The sequence below is a fragment of the Microbacterium sp. ZXX196 genome (assembly GCF_009709595.1).
Lineage (GTDB): Bacteria > Actinomycetota > Actinomycetes > Actinomycetales > Microbacteriaceae > Microbacterium > Microbacterium excoecariae.
The window spans coordinates 48,270-64,622 of record NZ_WMEE01000010.1; the positions used below are offsets into that span (position 1 = coordinate 48,270).

18 protein-coding genes are annotated in these 16,353 nt (G+C 71.3%); 16 read left to right on the plus strand and 2 right to left on the minus strand.

Annotated features, from left to right (window positions below; all coding sequences use genetic code 11):
* The first annotated feature begins 10 nt into the window (after positions 1–10).
* The 13 genes from GJQ66_RS09650 to GJQ66_RS09710 all read left to right on the plus strand — a co-directional run bounded on the left by GJQ66_RS09650 (position 11) and on the right by GJQ66_RS09710 (position 10,956).
* Complete coding sequence (locus GJQ66_RS09650) at positions 11–985, plus strand: metal ABC transporter solute-binding protein, Zn/Mn family (protein WP_155049136.1); 975 nt, start codon at positions 11–13, stop codon at positions 983–985.
* 53 nt (positions 986–1,038) lie between these two features.
* A complete protein-coding gene (locus GJQ66_RS09655) occupies positions 1,039–1,866 on the plus strand; it encodes a metal ABC transporter ATP-binding protein (protein WP_155049138.1) in 828 nt (275 codons plus the stop codon).
* Positions 1,866–2,756: a metal ABC transporter permease gene (locus tag GJQ66_RS09660; RefSeq protein WP_155049140.1), complete on the plus strand. Its 891-nt coding sequence runs from the start codon at positions 1,866–1,868 to the stop codon at positions 2,754–2,756. The genes GJQ66_RS09655 and GJQ66_RS09660 overlap by 1 nt, the downstream gene beginning before the upstream one ends.
* Positions 2,757–2,765: 9 nt before the next feature.
* Positions 2,766–3,158 carry a Fur family transcriptional regulator gene (locus tag GJQ66_RS09665; protein ID WP_155049142.1) on the plus strand — a complete coding sequence of 131 codons (393 nt, stop codon included), beginning with the start codon at positions 2,766–2,768 and terminating at the stop codon, positions 3,156–3,158.
* Positions 3,159–3,255: 97 nt separating this feature from the next.
* Positions 3,256–4,209 (plus strand): permease, encoded by a 954-nt coding sequence (locus GJQ66_RS09670; protein WP_155049179.1) that lies wholly within the window; start codon positions 3,256–3,258, stop codon positions 4,207–4,209.
* A complete protein-coding gene (locus GJQ66_RS09675; protein WP_155049144.1) occupies positions 4,199–4,948 on the plus strand; it encodes a TIGR03943 family protein in 750 nt (249 codons plus the stop codon). Before GJQ66_RS09670 ends, GJQ66_RS09675 begins: the two co-directional genes overlap by 11 nt.
* Positions 4,938–6,374 carry a hypothetical protein gene (locus GJQ66_RS09680; protein ID WP_155049146.1) on the plus strand — a complete coding sequence of 479 codons (1,437 nt, stop codon included), beginning with the start codon at positions 4,938–4,940 and terminating at the stop codon, positions 6,372–6,374. Before GJQ66_RS09675 ends, GJQ66_RS09680 begins: the two co-directional genes overlap by 11 nt.
* Before the next feature lie 106 nt (positions 6,375–6,480).
* The gene (locus GJQ66_RS09685; RefSeq protein ID WP_155049147.1) at positions 6,481–7,458 is read left to right on the plus strand and encodes a zinc-binding dehydrogenase; all 978 of its coding nucleotides are present in this window, start codon (positions 6,481–6,483) and stop codon (positions 7,456–7,458) included.
* Between the two features lie 164 nt (positions 7,459–7,622).
* Complete coding sequence (rpmB, locus tag GJQ66_RS09690; protein WP_155049149.1) at positions 7,623–7,859, plus strand: 50S ribosomal protein L28; 237 nt, start codon at positions 7,623–7,625, stop codon at positions 7,857–7,859.
* Positions 7,859–8,029 (plus strand): 50S ribosomal protein L33, encoded by a 171-nt coding sequence (rpmG, locus tag GJQ66_RS09695; protein ID WP_155049151.1) that lies wholly within the window; start codon positions 7,859–7,861, stop codon positions 8,027–8,029. Before rpmB ends, rpmG begins: the two co-directional genes overlap by 1 nt.
* Positions 8,030–8,031: 2 nt before the next feature.
* Positions 8,032–8,337, plus strand: a complete 306-nt coding sequence (gene rpsN, locus GJQ66_RS09700; RefSeq protein WP_155049153.1) for a 30S ribosomal protein S14 — start codon at positions 8,032–8,034, stop codon at positions 8,335–8,337.
* A gap of 259 nt (positions 8,338–8,596) precedes the next feature.
* Positions 8,597–8,884 (plus strand): HU family DNA-binding protein, encoded by a 288-nt coding sequence (locus tag GJQ66_RS09705; protein ID WP_155049155.1) that lies wholly within the window; start codon positions 8,597–8,599, stop codon positions 8,882–8,884.
* A gap of 98 nt (positions 8,885–8,982) precedes the next feature.
* Positions 8,983–10,956 carry a cytochrome c oxidase assembly protein gene (locus GJQ66_RS09710; RefSeq protein ID WP_368732855.1) on the plus strand — a complete coding sequence of 658 codons (1,974 nt, stop codon included), beginning with the start codon at positions 8,983–8,985 and terminating at the stop codon, positions 10,954–10,956.
* Positions 10,957–10,960: 4 nt separating this feature from the next.
* Here the strand turns inward: GJQ66_RS09710 and GJQ66_RS09715 are convergent, their stop codons facing one another.
* Positions 10,961–12,043 (minus strand): hypothetical protein, encoded by a 1,083-nt coding sequence (locus tag GJQ66_RS09715; RefSeq protein WP_155049156.1) that lies wholly within the window; start codon positions 12,041–12,043, stop codon positions 10,961–10,963.
* 83 nt (positions 12,044–12,126) lie between these two features.
* On the opposite strand from GJQ66_RS09715, the gene GJQ66_RS09720 reads away from it, so the two are divergent.
* Together GJQ66_RS09720 and GJQ66_RS09725 are read left to right on the plus strand one after the other, a co-directional pair.
* Positions 12,127–13,494, plus strand: a complete 1,368-nt coding sequence (locus GJQ66_RS09720; RefSeq protein WP_155049158.1) for an ATP-dependent RecD-like DNA helicase — start codon at positions 12,127–12,129, stop codon at positions 13,492–13,494.
* Positions 13,495–13,534: 40 nt separating this feature from the next.
* Positions 13,535–14,779 (plus strand): serine hydrolase, encoded by a 1,245-nt coding sequence (locus GJQ66_RS09725; protein WP_155049160.1) that lies wholly within the window; start codon positions 13,535–13,537, stop codon positions 14,777–14,779.
* 21 nt (positions 14,780–14,800) lie between these two features.
* On the opposite strand, the gene GJQ66_RS09730 is transcribed toward GJQ66_RS09725, so the two are convergent.
* Positions 14,801–15,433, minus strand: a complete 633-nt coding sequence (locus GJQ66_RS09730; RefSeq protein ID WP_155049162.1) for a YitT family protein — start codon at positions 15,431–15,433, stop codon at positions 14,801–14,803.
* Between the two features lie 230 nt (positions 15,434–15,663).
* Here GJQ66_RS09730 and GJQ66_RS15400 point away from each other — a divergent pair, with 230 nt between their 5' ends.
* Positions 15,664–16,350: a GtrA family protein gene (locus tag GJQ66_RS15400; protein ID WP_155049164.1), complete on the plus strand. Its 687-nt coding sequence runs from the start codon at positions 15,664–15,666 to the stop codon at positions 16,348–16,350.
* The last annotated feature ends 3 nt before the right edge of the window (positions 16,351–16,353 follow it).

Sequence of the window (16,353 nt, forward strand, 5' to 3'; positions counted from 1 at the left end):
CGATGGCGCCATGCAGACCCGTCGTGCCCTCCTCGCCGCGCCCCTGATCGCGGTGCCCGCCCTCCTGCTCGCCTCGTGCGCGTCCGGCTCGGCCGGAGCGCCGGTCGAGGACGACGCCTTCACGGTGGTCGCGTCGACGAGCGCCTACGCGTCGCTCGCGGAAGCGGTGGCGGGCGACGCGGCGAGCGTCGAGGCGATCATCGACTCCGGGAGTCAGGATCCGCACGAGTACGAGGCGACCGCGCGCGACCAGCTCGCGCTCGACGGCGCCGACCTCGTGATCATGAACGGCGGCGGCTACGACGCGTTCATGGAGGACCTTCTCGAGGCGTCCGGCTCCGACGCCGAGGTGCTCACGGTCGCCGAGCTGAGCGACGCCTACCCGTCGGACGCGGAGGACGAGCACGACCACGCCGAGGAGGAGCACTCCGAGGACGATCACGACCACGAGCACATCGAGGGCTTCAACGAGCACGTCTGGTACGACCCGCACACGATCGAGCACGTCGTCGCCGAGCTCGAGGAGCACCTCGCGGCCGACCTGCCCGAGGATGCCGAGGCGATCACCGCGAACGCCGATGCCGTGCGGGCCGACCTCGAGGTGCTCGAGGGGCGCGTCGCGAAGGTGCAGGCCGCCCACGCGGGCTCCACGGTGTTCTTCACCGAGCCCCTCGGCGGCTACCTCGCGGCCGAGGCCGGCCTCGAGGACGTCACGACCGAGGGGTTCGCGGAGGCCGTCGAGGAGGGGCAGGACGTCGCGCCCGCCACGTTGCTCGCGGCGCTGACGGCGATTGAGGACGGCGACGTGGATGTGCTCGTCGTCAACGCGCAGACCGGCGGATCCGAGACGGACCAGCTCATCGCGGCCGCCGACGACGCGGGCGTGCCCGTCGTCGAGTTCGCCGAGACGCTGCCCGAGGGCTCGACCTACGTCGAGTGGATGACGGACAACGTCGACGCGCTCGACGACGCGCTCGCGGGCTGAGCGCCGCGCCCGGCGGGCGAGAACGATTATCAGTCCGGAGGTAGACTGAGGGGATGACCGATCCCGTGCTACAGATCTCCGGCGCCGGGCTGCGGCTGCGGGGGCGCGACCTGTGGCAGGGCCTCGACCTCGAGGTGCAGCCCGGCGAGTTCGTCGCGGTGCTCGGGCCGAGCGGATCCGGCAAGACGACGCTCCTGCGCTCCATCCTCGGCCTGCAGCAGCTGAGCGCGGGGCGGATCCGCGTGGCGGGCGCCCCGGTTCGCCGCGGCAACCGCGGGGTCGGCTACATCCCGCAGCAGCGCCCCTTCCCGCTCGGCACGAACATGCGCGCGAAGGACCTCGTCGCGCTCGGCATGAGCGGGACGCGCTTCGGCCTCCCCGTGCCGCGCCGCGGCGACGCCGCGCGGGTGGCCGAGCTCCTCCGGGCCGTCGGCGCGGACCGCTTCGCGGACGACGCCGTCGGGGCCCTCTCCGGCGGCGAGCAGCAGCGGCTCCGGGTCGGCCAGGCGCTTGTGGACAACCCGCAGCTGCTGCTCTGCGACGAGCCGCTGTCGAGCCTCGACCTCGCCAACCAGCGCGCGGTGACCCAGATCATCGACCGCGAGCGCCGCGAGCGCGGGGCCGGCGTGCTGTTCGTCACGCACGACGTCAACCCGATCCTCGGCGTCGTCGACCGGATCCTCTACATCGCGGGCGGACGCTTCCGGCTCGGGAGCCCCGACGAGGTGCTCCGCAGCGAGGTGCTCACGGAGCTGTACGGCGCGCCGGTCGAGGTGATCCGCGCCGCGGGCCGCCTGCTCGTGGCGGGGATCCCCGACGCCGAGCCCCATCACCCGCATCACGAACACGATCACGACGAGGACGAGGCGGGGGTGTTCTGATGAGCTGGTCCGACGTGTTCTCGTTCGAGGACTACGGCGCGCTCCTCGCGCTCATGACCAACTCGCTCATCGCGGGCGCCGCCCTCGGTATCGTCGGCGGGCTCATCGGCGTGTTCGTCATGCAGCGCGACATGGCGTTCGCGGTGCACGGCATCAGCGAGCTCTCCTTCGCGGGCGCGGCCGCGGCGCTGCTGTTCGGCGGATCCGTCGTCGTCGGATCGCTCGGCGGCGCACTCGTCGCGGCGCTCCTCATCGGCGTCCTCGGGGCCCGCGCGCGCGATCGCAACTCGATCGTCGGCGTGCTCATGCCGTTCGGCCTGGGGCTCGGGATCCTCTTCCTCTCGCTCTACAGCGGGCGCTCGGCCAACCGCTTCGGCCTGCTCACGGGCCAGATCGTGTCGGTGTCGAACCCCGACCTCGGGTGGCTCGTACTCATCAGCGCCGTTGTGCTCGTCGGCCTCATCGTCGTGTGGAACCCGCTGCGCTTCGAGTCCCTCGACCCGCAGGCCGCGGAGGCGCGCGGCGTGCCGACCCGCGGGCTCAGCATCGTCTTCATGATCCTGCTCGGCGCGATCGTCGCGGCCGCCGTTCACATCATCGGCGCGCTCCTCGTGATGGCGCTGCTCGTGACGCCCGCCGCGGCGGCTATGCGCGTGAGCAACAGCCCCCTCGTCGTGCCGCTGCTGTCCGCCGGCTTCGGCCTCGTCTCGGCGGTCGGCGGGATCCTTCTGGCGATCGCGGGGACGCTGCCCGTGAGCCCGTACATCACGACGATCTCGTTCGCGATCTACCTCGCGTGCCGCCTCATGGCCCTGCGCCGCGAGCGCGCCCTGCGGATCCGGCACGAGGACCGGGGCGCGCACACCGTGCCCGCGGGCGCGGCGAAGTAGGCTCGGGGCATGGCTCAGCGCAACACGTGGCAGCGAGAGCGCGTCCGCGAGGCGCTCTCCGAGAGCGACGGCTTCGTCAGCGCGCAGGACCTGCACGCCCTGATCCGCGACGACACCGGCATCGGCCTGGCGACCGTGTACCGCGCGCTCGCGGGCCTGGCGAAGTCGGGCGAGGCCGACAGCCTGCAGAGCCCCGAAGGCGAGAGCCTCTACCGGGCCTGCGCGACGAGCGGGCACCACCACCACCTCATCTGCCGCCGGTGCGGCCGCACGGTCGAGATCGAGGCGACGGCGGTCGAGCGCTGGGCTCGCGAGACGGCATCGACCCACGGCTTCACCGACGCCGAACACGTCGTCGACATCTTCGGCGTCTGCGCGGAGTGTGCCGCGAAGAGCGGCTGACCGGCTCATGGCACAGGCGCCCGCCCCTCCCCGTCGGCAGGACGCCCCGCAGGGCGCGGACCGCGGCGCGCGCGGCCGCGCGCTGGCGCTCGTCGGCATGGGCGCCGCGGCGATCGCGGCGCTGTTCGCGGTCGACGCATTCCTGCCGGGGATCTTCGCGGATCCGCTCCCCACGCGCGCGCAGGACGGGCTCACGCTCGCGCTGAGCGTGCTGATCGAGGCGCTGCCATTCGTCGCGCTGGGCGTGATCCTGTCGATCGTCATCCAGGTCTGGGTGCCCGCGGACGTGATCCACCGCCTCCTGCCGCGGTGTGCGTGGCCCAGGCGCATGGTGCTCGCGGGGGTCGGCATGCTCATCCCCGTCTGCGAGTGCGGCAACGTCCCGTTCGCGCGCGGGCTCATGATGCGCGGGCTCACCCCCGCGGACACCCTGGGGTTCCTCGTCGCGGCCCCCATCGTCAACCCCATCGTCATCATCACCACGCACCAGGCGTTCGGGTTCGACAGCGGGATCCTCGTCGCGCGCCTCGCGGGCGGCTACGCGGTCGCGCTCCTCGTCGCGTGGCTGTACAGCCGCCACCCGGAGCCGCAGGCCATGCTGACGGACCGCTTCCAGCTCGCGTGCGAGGTCTCCGCCGACGCGGCCGGGTCGCGCGCCCGCCGCACGCTCGCGCAGTTCCTCGTGGAGCTGCGGGCGGTCATGCCGGCGCTCGTGATCGGATCCGCCATCGCCGGCGCCGTCCAGGTGCTCATCCCGCGCAGCGCGCTCGTGGCGATTGGCTCGAACCCCGTGCTGTCGATCGTCGCGATGATCCTCCTGGCCATGACGGTCGCGATCTGCTCGAACGTCGACAGCTTCTTCGCGCTGTCGTTCGCCTCGACGTTCACGACCGGATCGCTCGTCGCGTTCCTCATCGTCGGGCCCATCGTCGACGTGAAGATGATCGCGCTGCTGCGCACGACGTTCACGGGCCGGGTCATCGCGGGGATCGTGGCCGTCGTGCTGCTGTTCGCCTTCGCGCTCGGGACGGTGATGAACCTTGTTCTCTGACCTCGCGAACCGCTGGCTCGGCGTCGGACTCGCGGCCGTCCTCGCCGTCGTGACCCTGGGGCTGACGATCACGGGCCGCCTGCAGCTGTACATCAACCCCTCGCAGGCCTGGTTCGCCGTGGGCATGTCCGTCCTCCTCCTCGCGGGCGCGGCGCTGTCCTTCGCGCTGCCGCTCGGCGCCGAGCGCGACGACCACGGCCACGACCACGCGCACGACGGCGCCGACGGCGCCCCGGCCGCGGTGATCGCCGCGACGGTCGGCGGCGTGCTCGCCTCGGGCGTCGCGGTCGCGGCGCTCGTGCTCCCGCCCGCGACCCTGTCCGCCGAGCTCGCGATGGAGCGCGACACCGGGGCGCCCGTGCTGTTCGCGGGCGCCGACGAGGTGCAGCTCGGCGTCGTCGACACGGCAGACTTCGGCGTCGGCGACTGGTCGGCCGTGTTCGCCACGGCGACGAGCCCCGAGCGGTACGCGGGCGAGACCGTCCGGCTGACGGGCTTCGTCACCCCCGCGGACGACGGATCCGTGCAGCTGAGCCGGCTCGTCATCACCCACTGCGTGATCGACGCGCAGTCGGCCGTGCTTCCCGTCGCCGACGGCGGCGGGCTCCCGGCCGACCTCGCGACCGGGGAGTGGATCGAGCTCGTCGGCGACGTCGCGGTCGACGACGCGGGCGGCCTCGTGATCGAGGCGGCCTCCGTGGCGCGCGTGGACGAGCCCGAGGATCCGTATGAGTACTGACTCGCGCCGGGCCCTGCGCCGTCGGCGCGGCCGGGGGCGGTTCGCGGCCGCGTTCGTGGTCGTCATCGCCGCGCTGGCCGTGATCGGCGGCGCGGGCGCGGCGGTCGGGCTGTCGCAGGGGCCGCGCGTGACGAGCGTCCAGGCCGACCCCTCGGCCGCGATCGGGCAGTCCGGGAGCCGCGTCATCTTCACCGCGAACCAGTCGCTGTCCGCGATCGACCCCGCGCAGGTGAGCGTCGAGCCCGCGGCCGAGTTCACGGTTGACGCGGTGGGCCGCACGGTCGGCGTGCGCTTCCCCGCGGCGCTCGACGCCGCCACGCGCTACACGATCACGGTGTCCGGCGTCACGGGCGCCGGCGGCGGCCCGGCCGCCGACCTGACGACCACATTCGAGACGCCGCGCGCGGAGGTCCTCACGCTCAAGCGCGACCCCGGCGGCGACGACGTCATCGCGTCCCGCGCCGTCGGATCGGATGCGGATCCCGTCGCCGTGTTCCGCGCCGAGCAGATCGACGACTTCCGCGCGACGAGCCGCTACCTCGTCGCGAGCGTCGTGGAGGAGGGTGAGACGCGCGTGTTCGTCCTCGACCGGGCGGATCCGGGCGCGGATCCCGTCCCGCTCGAGCTCCCCGGCGACGGGTACGTGCAGGCGTTGCAGCTGTCCGAGCAGGACCAGCTCGTGGGCTTCACCTTCACCGACGGCGACGTCAGCGCGGAGTCGGGCCGCGTCAGCGTGCTGTTCACGGGATCCCTGCGGGACGCGGCCGAGACCTCCGACGCGGGCCTCGAGCCCGTGGAAGTCGGGGGCGAGGAGCCGAGCATCGATACCTGGCGGTTCGTGCCCGAGACCTCCTCGCTGTTGTTCAACGACTTCGACGGCGACCTCACGCTCGTGGACCGCACGACCGACGCGGATCCGACGACCTTCGGCATCGCGCTCCTCATCGAGGGCGTCGCGCGCTCGACGTACACGGCTCTCGTCGGCCTCGCCGACGGGCGGCTTGTCGAGCTCGACCTCGCCTCCGGCGAGCAGACGGGCCTCGACGACGTCGACCTGGGGCTTTCGGGCGAGAGTCTCCTCAGCCAGATCATCCCGACCGCCGACGGCGGGACGCTCCGCGCCTACGCCGAGCTCGTCGACGGCCTCCCCACGGACGTGCACGTCGTCCAGGTCGGCGCCGACGGCGCCGCGACCGACGTCGCGACCGTGGCGCAGGGCGACGCGCTCCTGGGCGTCTGCTCGTCGCCGAGCGCGCAGTACGCGGCCGTGCAGGTCGCGCCGGACGTCGCCGAGAACCCGTACGACGACGCGCCGCAGCCGCTCCCCGAGACCGTCGAGACGTGGATCTATGACGCCGCGTCGGGCGAGGAGGTCGACGTGCTGCCCGGGTTCGACCCGAGCTGGTGCGAGGTCGGCCCCTGGTGAGGAATCTGCGGGGAGCTCCCTGAGGCTGGGAACACCCGCCCCGTCCGGGGCGTTGTCACCGCGGCGGCCGGGGACCCCCGACCACCGCGAGAGAAAGGCACCACCCATGCGCGCACTCCTGCACGAGACCTTCGGCGAGGCCGTCGACGTCCTCCAGACCCGCGAGGTCCCGCTCCCCGAGCCCGGCCCGGGACAGGCGCGGATCCGCGTCGTGCTGTCGCCGATTCACAACCACGACCTCTGGACGATCCGAGGGACGTACGGGTACCGGCCCGAGCTGCCCGCGCGCGCCGGAACGGAGGCCCTCGGGGTAGTCGACGCCCTCGGAGACGGCGTGACGGGGCTGCGCGTCGGCCAGCGCGTCGCGACCGGCGGCACGTTCGGCGTCTGGGCCGAGTACGCCCTGGCCGACGCAGCCGGACTCGTGCCGGTGCCGGACGCGATCGGCGACGAGACCGCCGCCCAGCTCATCGCGATGCCCTTTAGCGCCCTGAGCCTCCTCGACTTCCTCGACGTCCGTCCCGGGGAGTGGATCGCCCAGAACACGGCCAACGGGGCGGTCGGCCGGCTCGTGGCGCAGTTCGCCGCCTCCCGCGGGGTTCGTGTCCTCGGGCTCGTGCGCCGCGACGCGGGCGTCGACGAGCTCCGCGCCGCGGGCATTGAGGACGTCGTCTCGACGGCGCAGCCCGACTGGCGCGAGCGCGCCGAGCGGATCCTCGACGGATCCGCGCCCCGCGCCGCCGTGGACTCGGTGGGCGGCCGCGCGGCGGGGGACCTGCTCGCGCTGCTCGGCGAGGGCGGCACGCTCGTGTCGTTCGGCGCTATGGGCGACGGCCGCCTCGACGTGTCCTCGGGCGACCTCATCTTCAAGCAGGCGACGCTCAAGGGCTTCTGGGGGAGCCGCGTGAGCGCGACGATGGATCCGGAGACGCGCGTGCGTCTGTTCGCGGAGCTCTTCGAGCGGGTCGGATCCGGCGAGGTGCCGCTCCCCGTCCACGGCGTTTTCTCGCTCGAGGACGCGCGCGCCGCGGCGGCCGCCAGCGCCGAGCCCGGCCGCGAGGGCAAGGTGCTCCTGCGGCCGTGACACGCCCGGTGTGCTAGGATCGTTGTTTGGCTGTGCGCACTCCTGCGCGCAGTTCGTGCAGTCGCTTCCCGAACACAGCCCGGAAACGGGCGGGGCGCGGCTTGCGCAGGCAAGAGATCTTGGGTGATCCGTTCTCGGATCACGGTATTGAAGGAGAGTGAACCATGGCTGCTGTGTGCCAGGTGACGGGAGCCACCCCCGGCTTCGGTCACAACGTCTCGCACTCGCACCGTCGCACCAAGCGTCGGTTCGACCCGAACGTGCAGAAGAAGACGTACTACGTTCCGTCGCTGGGCCGCAAGGTCACGCTGACGGTTTCCGCTAAGGGCATCAAGGTCATTGACGCCCGCGGCATCGAGTCGGTCGTGAAGGACCTGCTCGCGAAGGGTGTGAAGCTCTGATGGCGAAGAAGGCTCAGGACGTACGTCCGATCATCAAGCTGCGTTCGACCGCGGGCACGGGGTACACCTACGTGACCAAGAAGAACCGGCGCAACAACCCCGACCGCCTCGTGCTGAAGAAGTACGACCCGGTGGTTCGCAAGCACGTCGACTTCCGCGAGGAGCGTTAATCATGGCGAAGAAGAGCAAGATCGCGCGCAACGAGCAGCGCAAGGAGATCGTGGCGCGCTACGCCGAGAAGCGCCTCGAGCTGAAGAAGACGCTCGTCAACCCGAACGCGTCCGACGAGGAGCGCGAGGCCGCGCGCGTGGGCCTGCAGAAGCTGCCCCGTAACGCGTCGCCCGTCCGCGTCCGCTCGCGCGACGTCATCGACGGCCGCCCCCGCGGTGTCCTCACGAAGTACGGCATCTCGCGTGTCCGCTTCCGTGACATGGCGCACCGCGGCGAGCTGCCCGGCATCACCAAGTCGAGCTGGTAAGCACGACTCTCGCTCAGGGCGGGATCCCCACACCGGGGGTCCCGCCCTGTCGCGTGTGCAGGGGTCTCTGGCGGTCACACGCGCCACAGGAGCACCGTGGACGGGCGACACGCCGTGTCGAATCGCCCGAAACCCGCGGAAATACGCGGAAATCGGGCGAGCCGCGTTAGTTTTGTGCTCGGTCGCACGACCGAGCCGGGGGTTCACGCTCTCGGTCCAACGATTCGTCACGGCGCGTCCGCGCCGATGGAGGAAGACAATGGCCGACAAGAACATCACCAAGACCGAGCTCGTCGCGAGCATCGCGAGCGCGACCGGCCAGAGCCAGGCCACCGTCTCCGGTGTCCTCGACTCGCTCTTCACGACCGTCTCCGAGGCCGTCGCCAAGGGCTCGAAGGTCTCGATCCCCGGCTGGATCGCGTTCGAGCAGGTCGACACGGCCGCGCGCACGGGTCGCAACCCGCAGACCGGTGCCGAGATCGCCATCCCGGCCGGCAAGCGCGTCAAGGTGACCGCGGGCTCGAAGCTCAAGGCCGCCGTCAAGTAAGACGACGACGTCTCGCGACGCGGGCGCCACCCTTCGGGGCGGCGCCCGCGTCGCGTTCTCGGAGAGACGCCCAGGCGACGCGAGCTAGGATCGGTCGCGTGACTCCCCGCGCCCTGCGGGCCGCCGGGCCCGTCCTCCTCCTCGTCGCCGCCGGGGCCGCGCTCGTCGCTTCCCTCATCGCGACGGGCGGTGCCGCGCCGCTCGCGCTGCAGGACCCGGGCGCCGTCGTGCGGTGGAGCCTGCCGGTCGCGAAGATGACGGTGAACATCGCCGGATCCGTGATGGTCGGATCTCTCGTCGTCGCCCTGTTCGCGCTGAAGCCCGACGAGCGCGCGTTCGGCGTCGCGCTCGATACCTCCTCGATCGGCGCGGCCGCGTTTACGATCGCGTCGGGCGCCACGACGTTCCTGAACTACATGAGCGGGTTCAACCCGCAGCTCTCGCTCGGCTCGGAGTTCGGCGCGCAGCTCGGGACGTACCTCACGACCACCGAGATCGGCCAGGCCTGGTTGATCCAGACCGTCGCGGGCGGGATCGTGACCGTCCTCGCGTTCGCCGTGCGCGGGTGGACGACGACGCTCGTCACGGCCGCGCTGGCCGTCGCGAGCCTCGTGCCGATGGCCACGCAGGGGCACTCGGGCGACCTCGCCGACCATAACCTCGTCGTGACCGCCCTGACCCTGCACGTCATCGGCGCCGCCGTCTGGCTGGGCGGGCTCGTCGCGCTCGTCGCGATCCGCCCGGCGCTCTCGCCCGAGCGGATGCGCGCCGTGCTCGCGCGGTACTCCTCCGTCGCGCTCGTGGCGTTCATCGTCGTGGCGATCTCGGGTTACCTCCGCTCGCTCGCCTCGATCGCCGACCTTTCCCAGCTCGTCACGACGGCGTATGGGCTCGTCCTCGCGGTGAAGATCGCCGCGCTCGTCGCGATGGGAGCGCTCGGCGCGTGGTACCGCCGCCGCCTCATCGCCCGTAGCGCCGAGAAGAACGCGACGTTCTGGGCGGTGATCGCCCTCGAGCTCGTGTTCATGGGCGTCGCGTCGGGCGCCGCAACCGCGCTCGCTCGATCGGCCCCTCCCGTGAGCGAGATCCCACCCGCGCTGCAGACGCCCGCCGAGATCCTCACCGACGCGCCGCTGCCGCCGGAGCTCACCGCCGCAGAGTGGTTCACGCAGTGGGAGATCGACCCGCTGTGGCTCCTCGTGGGGATCTTCGGCATCGCGTTCTACGCCCTCGGCGTGTGGCGCCTGAAGCGTCGCGGCGACACGTGGCCCGCCTTCCGCACGGTGTTCTGGATGCTCGGCATGGCCCAGCTGTTGTGGGTGACGAACGGCCCCCTGAACGCCTACGGGCACTACCTCTTCAGCATGCACATGCTGCTGCACATGCTGCTCAGCATGGACATCCCGCTGATGCTCGTCGCCGCGGCGCCGGTGACCCTCGCGAGCCGCGCGATCGTCAAGCGCGAGGACGGCACGCGCGGGGGCCGGGAGTGGATCCTCTGGCTCGTCCACAACCCCGTCGCGAAGGTCCTCACGAACCCGTTCGTCGCCGCGGGGTTGTTCATCGGATCCCTCTGGGCGTTCTATTTCTCGGGCCTGTTCCGATGGAGCCTCTACGACCACCTCGGCCACGAGTGGATGGTGGCGCACTTCCTCATCACGGGGTACCTGTTCGCGATGACCCTCGTGGGCATCGACCCCGTGCCGTGGCGCCTGCCGTACGCGGGGCGCCTCGTCCTCCTCATCGTTGTCATGGCCATGCACGCGTTCTTCGGCATCGCGATCATGAGCCAGTCGGGCCTCATGGTCGCCGAGTGGTACGGATCCATGGGGCGCGCCTGGGGCCCGACGCCCATGGACGACCAGTACACCGGCGGCGGGATCGCGTGGTCGATCGGGGAGATCCCGACGGTCATCACGGCGATCACGGTGGCGATCCAGTGGAGCCGCAGCGACGAGCGGCAACAGAAGCGCCGCGACCGCCACGCCGACCGCACGGGTGACGCGGAGCTGGCGGAGTACAACGCGCGCCTCGCGCGGATCGCCGAGCGCGACGAGGCCCGGGGCCTCTGACCCGTCAGGTCGCGCGGTCGATCGTGATGTGCACGCTGCCGTCGTCGCCGACGTCGACCTCGGCGACCATCGTGAAGTAGACGTCCTCGTCGACGGGGACGAGCGCGCCCGTGAAGTAGTCCTGCACCGTGAGGGTGACGTGCGCGCGGCCCGACGTCGGCGAGACCCGCCAGTCGTTGCCGTCGGGCACGAGCGCCGTGCGGGGGTAGTCGAGGATCGTCCAGGAGATGTCGGGCTGCGCGATGCCCCACGAGGCGTCGTAGCTGAAGGGGCAGTCCTGCGGTTGCAGGACGGCCTGCGTCGTGCAGGTCGACTCGAGGAAGTCGGTAACGCTGTCCTCGACGACCTGCGTGAGCTCGTCGGTCGGGGTGGTCTGAATGTCGATCGCGACGCGGTCCAGGAGCGACGCCGAGCGCACCGTGCGCGGATCCGCCTCGGTCGCCGCCGTGTCGACGGAGATGGCGTAGTTCCCGGGGGAGAAGGTGAGCATGGTCACGGGCGCGAGCGGATCCGCCTCCACGCCCTCCGGCGCGATCTGGCGCTTGTCGATCTCGAAGCCGTTGACCGCGAACTGCCAGGACCCGCGCACCGTGACGTCGAGGACCGACAGCGGGCTCGTCTCGAAGCGCCAGGCGGGGACGAGGCCGCTCATGCCCGCGCGCTCGACGCGGAAGACCATCTCGTCGCGGACGCCGTCGATCGTGTACGCCACGGTCACGACGGTGACCTCGCCCTCGTCGGTCTGAAGCGGCGCCTCGGCCACGGCGCGGACGTCCGTGATCGTGCTCGCGAGCGCATCCGAGCGCAGGAGGGCGTCGGAGGCGTACCCGCGGCCGATGTCCTCGAGGGCGGAGAACTCCGGGGCTACGCCGGCGATCGCGAGGGCGGCCTGCGCGTCGGCGTCGGCGATCGCGCGCACGTAGCGCTCGGCGAAGGCGCTGGGCCCCCAGAACTCGCGGTAGAGCGAGAGGAAGCCCACCGCGATCGCGCCGGCCAGCATCGCGAGCGCTACGACGCCCGCGATCGCGCGCAGAGCCGGGCTCGGCGGGCGCCGCGCGCGGCGACGCTCGTCGGATCCGGCTGGCATGGACACAGTCTAGGAACGGGCGCTGTGTTCTCCCCGTCGGCCGGCCCGGTCGTTGCACGACCGTGCCCTCGTACGATGGGGGGATGGCCCAGCCCGTTCTCTCCGCCGAGCAGGAGGCCCTGTTCCGGCTCATCGAGGACACGCGCGAGCACGTGTTTGTGACGGGCCGGGCGGGCACCGGCAAGTCCACGCTCCTGCGCCACCTCACCTGGAACACCCAAAAGCAGATCGCCGTGTGCGCGCCAACGGGCGTGGCGGCGCTGAACGTCGAGGGCCAGACGATCCACTCGCTCTTCAAGCTGCCGATCGGCCTCATCGCCGACAGCGAGCTCGATCAGTCCGACGCGACGCGCAAGATCCTCAACGCCATCGACACGCTCGTGATCGACGAGGTGTCGATGGTCAACGCCGACCTCATGGACGGCATCGACCGCTCGCTGCGCCAGGCCCGCGCGCGCCGGCGCGAACCCTTCGGCGGCGTCCAGGTCGTGATGTTCGGGGATCCGTACCAGCTCGCGCCCGTCCCGCCCCGGGGAGACGAGGCGCGCTACATCGACGACCACTACCGGTCGTTCTGGTTCTTCGACGCGAAGGTGTGGGCCGGCGAGCAGGCCGGCGACGGCCTCATCGAGATGGGGCGCCACGGCGCCGAGCTGCACATCCGCGAGCTGACGCAGATCCACCGGCAGGACGACGACGCCTTCAAGACGATGCTGAACGCGGTCCGGTACGGGCGCGTCACCGCGGAGATCGCCGAGGCGCTCAACGCGGCCGGCGCGCGCACGCCGCCGCGCGACGGCGACGACCCGGTCATCACGCTCGCGACGCGCAACGACCGCGTCAACCAGATCAACGCGCAGCATCTCGCCGACCTGCCGGGCCGCGAGCAGACCGCGGTCGCGGAGGTCAACGGCGACTTCGGCCGCGGCGACGCGTACCCCGCCGACGAGAACCTCAAGCTCAAGATCGGCGCGCAGGTCATGTTCCTCCGCAACGACATCGGGAGCGGGGGCGAGCCGCCGCGCTGGGTCAACGGCACGATCGGCACGGTGACGCGGATCCTGGGCGACAGCGTGCGCGTCGACGTCGACGGCGAGGAGTTCGACGTCGAGCCCGCCGTGTGGGAGAAGTACCGCTACGCGTACGACCCGTTCCAGAAGAAGCTCTCGCGCGACGTCGCGGCCGAGTTCACGCAGTTTCCCCTGCGCCTCGCGTGGGCCGTCACGATCCACAAGTCGCAGGGCAAGACCTACGACCGCGCCGTCGTCGACCTGGGCGCGGGCGCGTTCGCGCCGGGTCAGACCTACGTCGCGCTCTCGCGGCTGACGTCGCTCGACGGGCTCTACCTCTCCCGCCCGCTGCGCCCGAGCGACATTCGCGTCGACGAGAACGTGCGCCGGTTCATGCGCAACGCCTGGGAGAAGCAGGGCGACGCGATGCGCGCAGGCTGACGACCTAGACTCGTCAGGCAGTCCGTCTTCAGGGGGTTCCATGGTCTTCAGGTCTCGTCGTCTTGCCGCCTCGGTCGGCATCGTCGCCGTCGGGGCGCTGCTCCTGGCCGGATGCACGGGGGACGACGCGCCGAATCCCGCGGACCTCGCGGATCCGCTCCCCGACGACGTCGCGGCGCAGCTCGAGGCCGCGACCGAGCGCGCGATGCAGGGCGCGGGCGCGCCGGGCGCCGTGGCCGGCGTGTGGGTGCCGTGGGCGGGGGAGTGGGTCGAGGGCGTGGGCGAGACGGAGATCGGCTCGGGCGAGACCCCGTCGGCGACGATGACCTTCCGAGCGGGCGAGATCACCCGCTCGATGACCTGCGACGTCCTCTTCGCTCTGGACGACCGTGGCACCGTCAGCGTCGACGACCCCGTGACGACCTACATCCCGAGCACGCCGCAGCTGGCCGAGGTGACGCTCGAGGACCTGTGCGACGGGCTCTCGGGGGTGCGGCCCTCCCAGAACGGGCGCTGGTCGTCGATCCTGTCGAACCTCGACCGCAACTGGGAGCCGCGCGAGTTCGTCGCCGAGGGTCTCGGGCGCGGCATGGCGTCCGCGGAGAGCTGGCGCGACTCCGACAGCGACTACTTCCTGCTCGGCATGGCGCTGGAGAACGCCTCGCACACGAGCCTGCGCGAGTTGTACCGCACCTACGTCGCCGAGCCGGCGGGGCTGACGTCGACGACGCTCCCGGGCGACGCCCCGGGCACCGTGGAGCTTACGGGCTACTACACCTCGAGCAGCCAGCGGAAGAGCGCCTGCGAGGGCGAGCCGCGCGACGTCACGGAGCTGTCGCCGACCTTCGGCTACGCGAACTCGGGGGTCGTGTCCACCGTGACCGACCTGCGCGACTACGCGAGCGCGCTCGCGGCGAACGTGGGATCCGGCGACGACGTCGAGCCGCGCTGGCAAGACTCGCTTCCCACGGATCCGGAGGGCGACCAGTGGGTGCGCGCCGCCGGCGGCAACCTCATGCTCGGGACCCTCGTGGGGCAGCAGGGGGCCATGGTCGGCTACAGCACCGCCGCGTACAGCGACGTCGAGACGGGCCTCACGGTCGTCGTCGTGCTGAACAACTCGGCGGCGGGTGACGAGATCGCGGGCGCGCTGGCGCGCGAGCTCGCGGCGATCGCCATGCAGGTCCCGGGGGAGGGCCAGCCCGACACAACGTTCCCGTGGACGGTCGAGCAGGCGCACAGCGCCGTCGGATCCGCGGCGGTGTGCCCCATCGAGGGGGACTAACCGCGGTCGCCGCCCGCGCCGTCAGGACGACGCGACGTAGCGGCCGGGGCGGTGGTTGAACGCGATGATGAGGTTCATGATCACGGCGCCGAGGCCTGAGGCGACGACGACCGGCCACGACGCGACGGCGAACGCCGAGAGCACGACAATCGTGTCGAGCGTCATCATCACGTAGCCCGCGCGCAGGTGGAAACGCTCCTGCAGGACGAGGCCGAGGATGTTGAACCCGCCCATGCTCGCGCCGTGGCGGAAGAAGATGAGGACGCCGACCCCCGCGAGCGTCGATCCCGCAACCGCCGCGTAGAACGGGTCGAGGGCGAGCGCGCCGAGCGCGCCGGCGGATCCGTGGAACGCCGACGCGGCGGAGACGAGCGCGATGGCGAGGACGCTGCGCAGGACGAACCCCCACCCCTTGCTCCGGATGGCGAGCAGGAAGAACGGCACGTTGATCGCGAAAAAGAATACGCCGAACGGAACGGGCGTCGCGTAGCTGAGGAGAAGCGCGAGCCCCGCCGTGCCGCCGGAGACGTCGCCGCCGGCGCGCAGGAGGAAGAGCCCGAGCGAGACGACGACGGTGCCGCAGAGGATCCCGAGGATGTCGTCGCCGACGGAGTGCTTCGTGGCGGGGCGGGGGACGGGGATCGCGGCAGTCATCGTTCTCAGCATGCGCCGCGCCGATCGAAGTGCGCAAGTGATCGCGTCGCTATAAAGCTAATTGTGAGACCAAGGAAATATGAGTGACGCATAGTGAGCGTTATCGCGTGCTCGCCCATCCCGCATGCATCGCAGAGCGCTGCGCAGTCCACAGATGAACGAGAAGTTTCTCGAACCTCCAAGGAAGCTGGTCGGTCCAAACCGCGTGGACATCCGTTCCGGTGACCGTTATGCGGCGCAGGAGTGAAACGGATGAAGCGACGCGCGCGGGTGCCGGCGCGGACATCGTAGCGGGACGGCTCGACAACGATGCCGCCGAGCGGCGTGATTCTGCGCGCGCGACGTCAACTGATCGAGGACCGTTGGCTCGGCTTTTCGGACAACTGGCGGGTTTCGGCGTGGTGGGCGGCGTCACTTTCGTGATTGACCTGGGCGTCTACAACGTCGTTCGCGCGACGGTTCTGCATGATTCGCCGATCTGGTCGATGGTCGTGAGCGTCACTGTCGCGACCATCGCCGCGTGGCTCGGCAACCGCTACCTCACGTTCCGCCGCGAGCGTTCGCGGGGCGCGTTCCGGGAGGGGCTGCTCTTCGCGATCGTGAACGTGGTCGGCCTCCTCGTCGCGGCCGGCTGCCTCTTCGTCTCCCCTACCTGTTGGGATTCACCTCGCAGCTCGCGGACAACATCTCGGGCAACGGCGTGGGCCTTGTGCTCGGCACCGTTTACCGCTTCGCCGCCTGTCGATGGATCGTCTCCACCGCTCACACACCCGCGTCGCACTCCACTTGGGCTGACCCCGTTTCGTAGGTCCGGTGGTTCTGAGAGTCGTCCTGTTGTCCGCGGTCGCGGGCAGGGAGACTGGTCAGATCATGACGAACAGCAGGAAGCGTCACACCCCGGAGCAGGTCGTCCGTAAGCT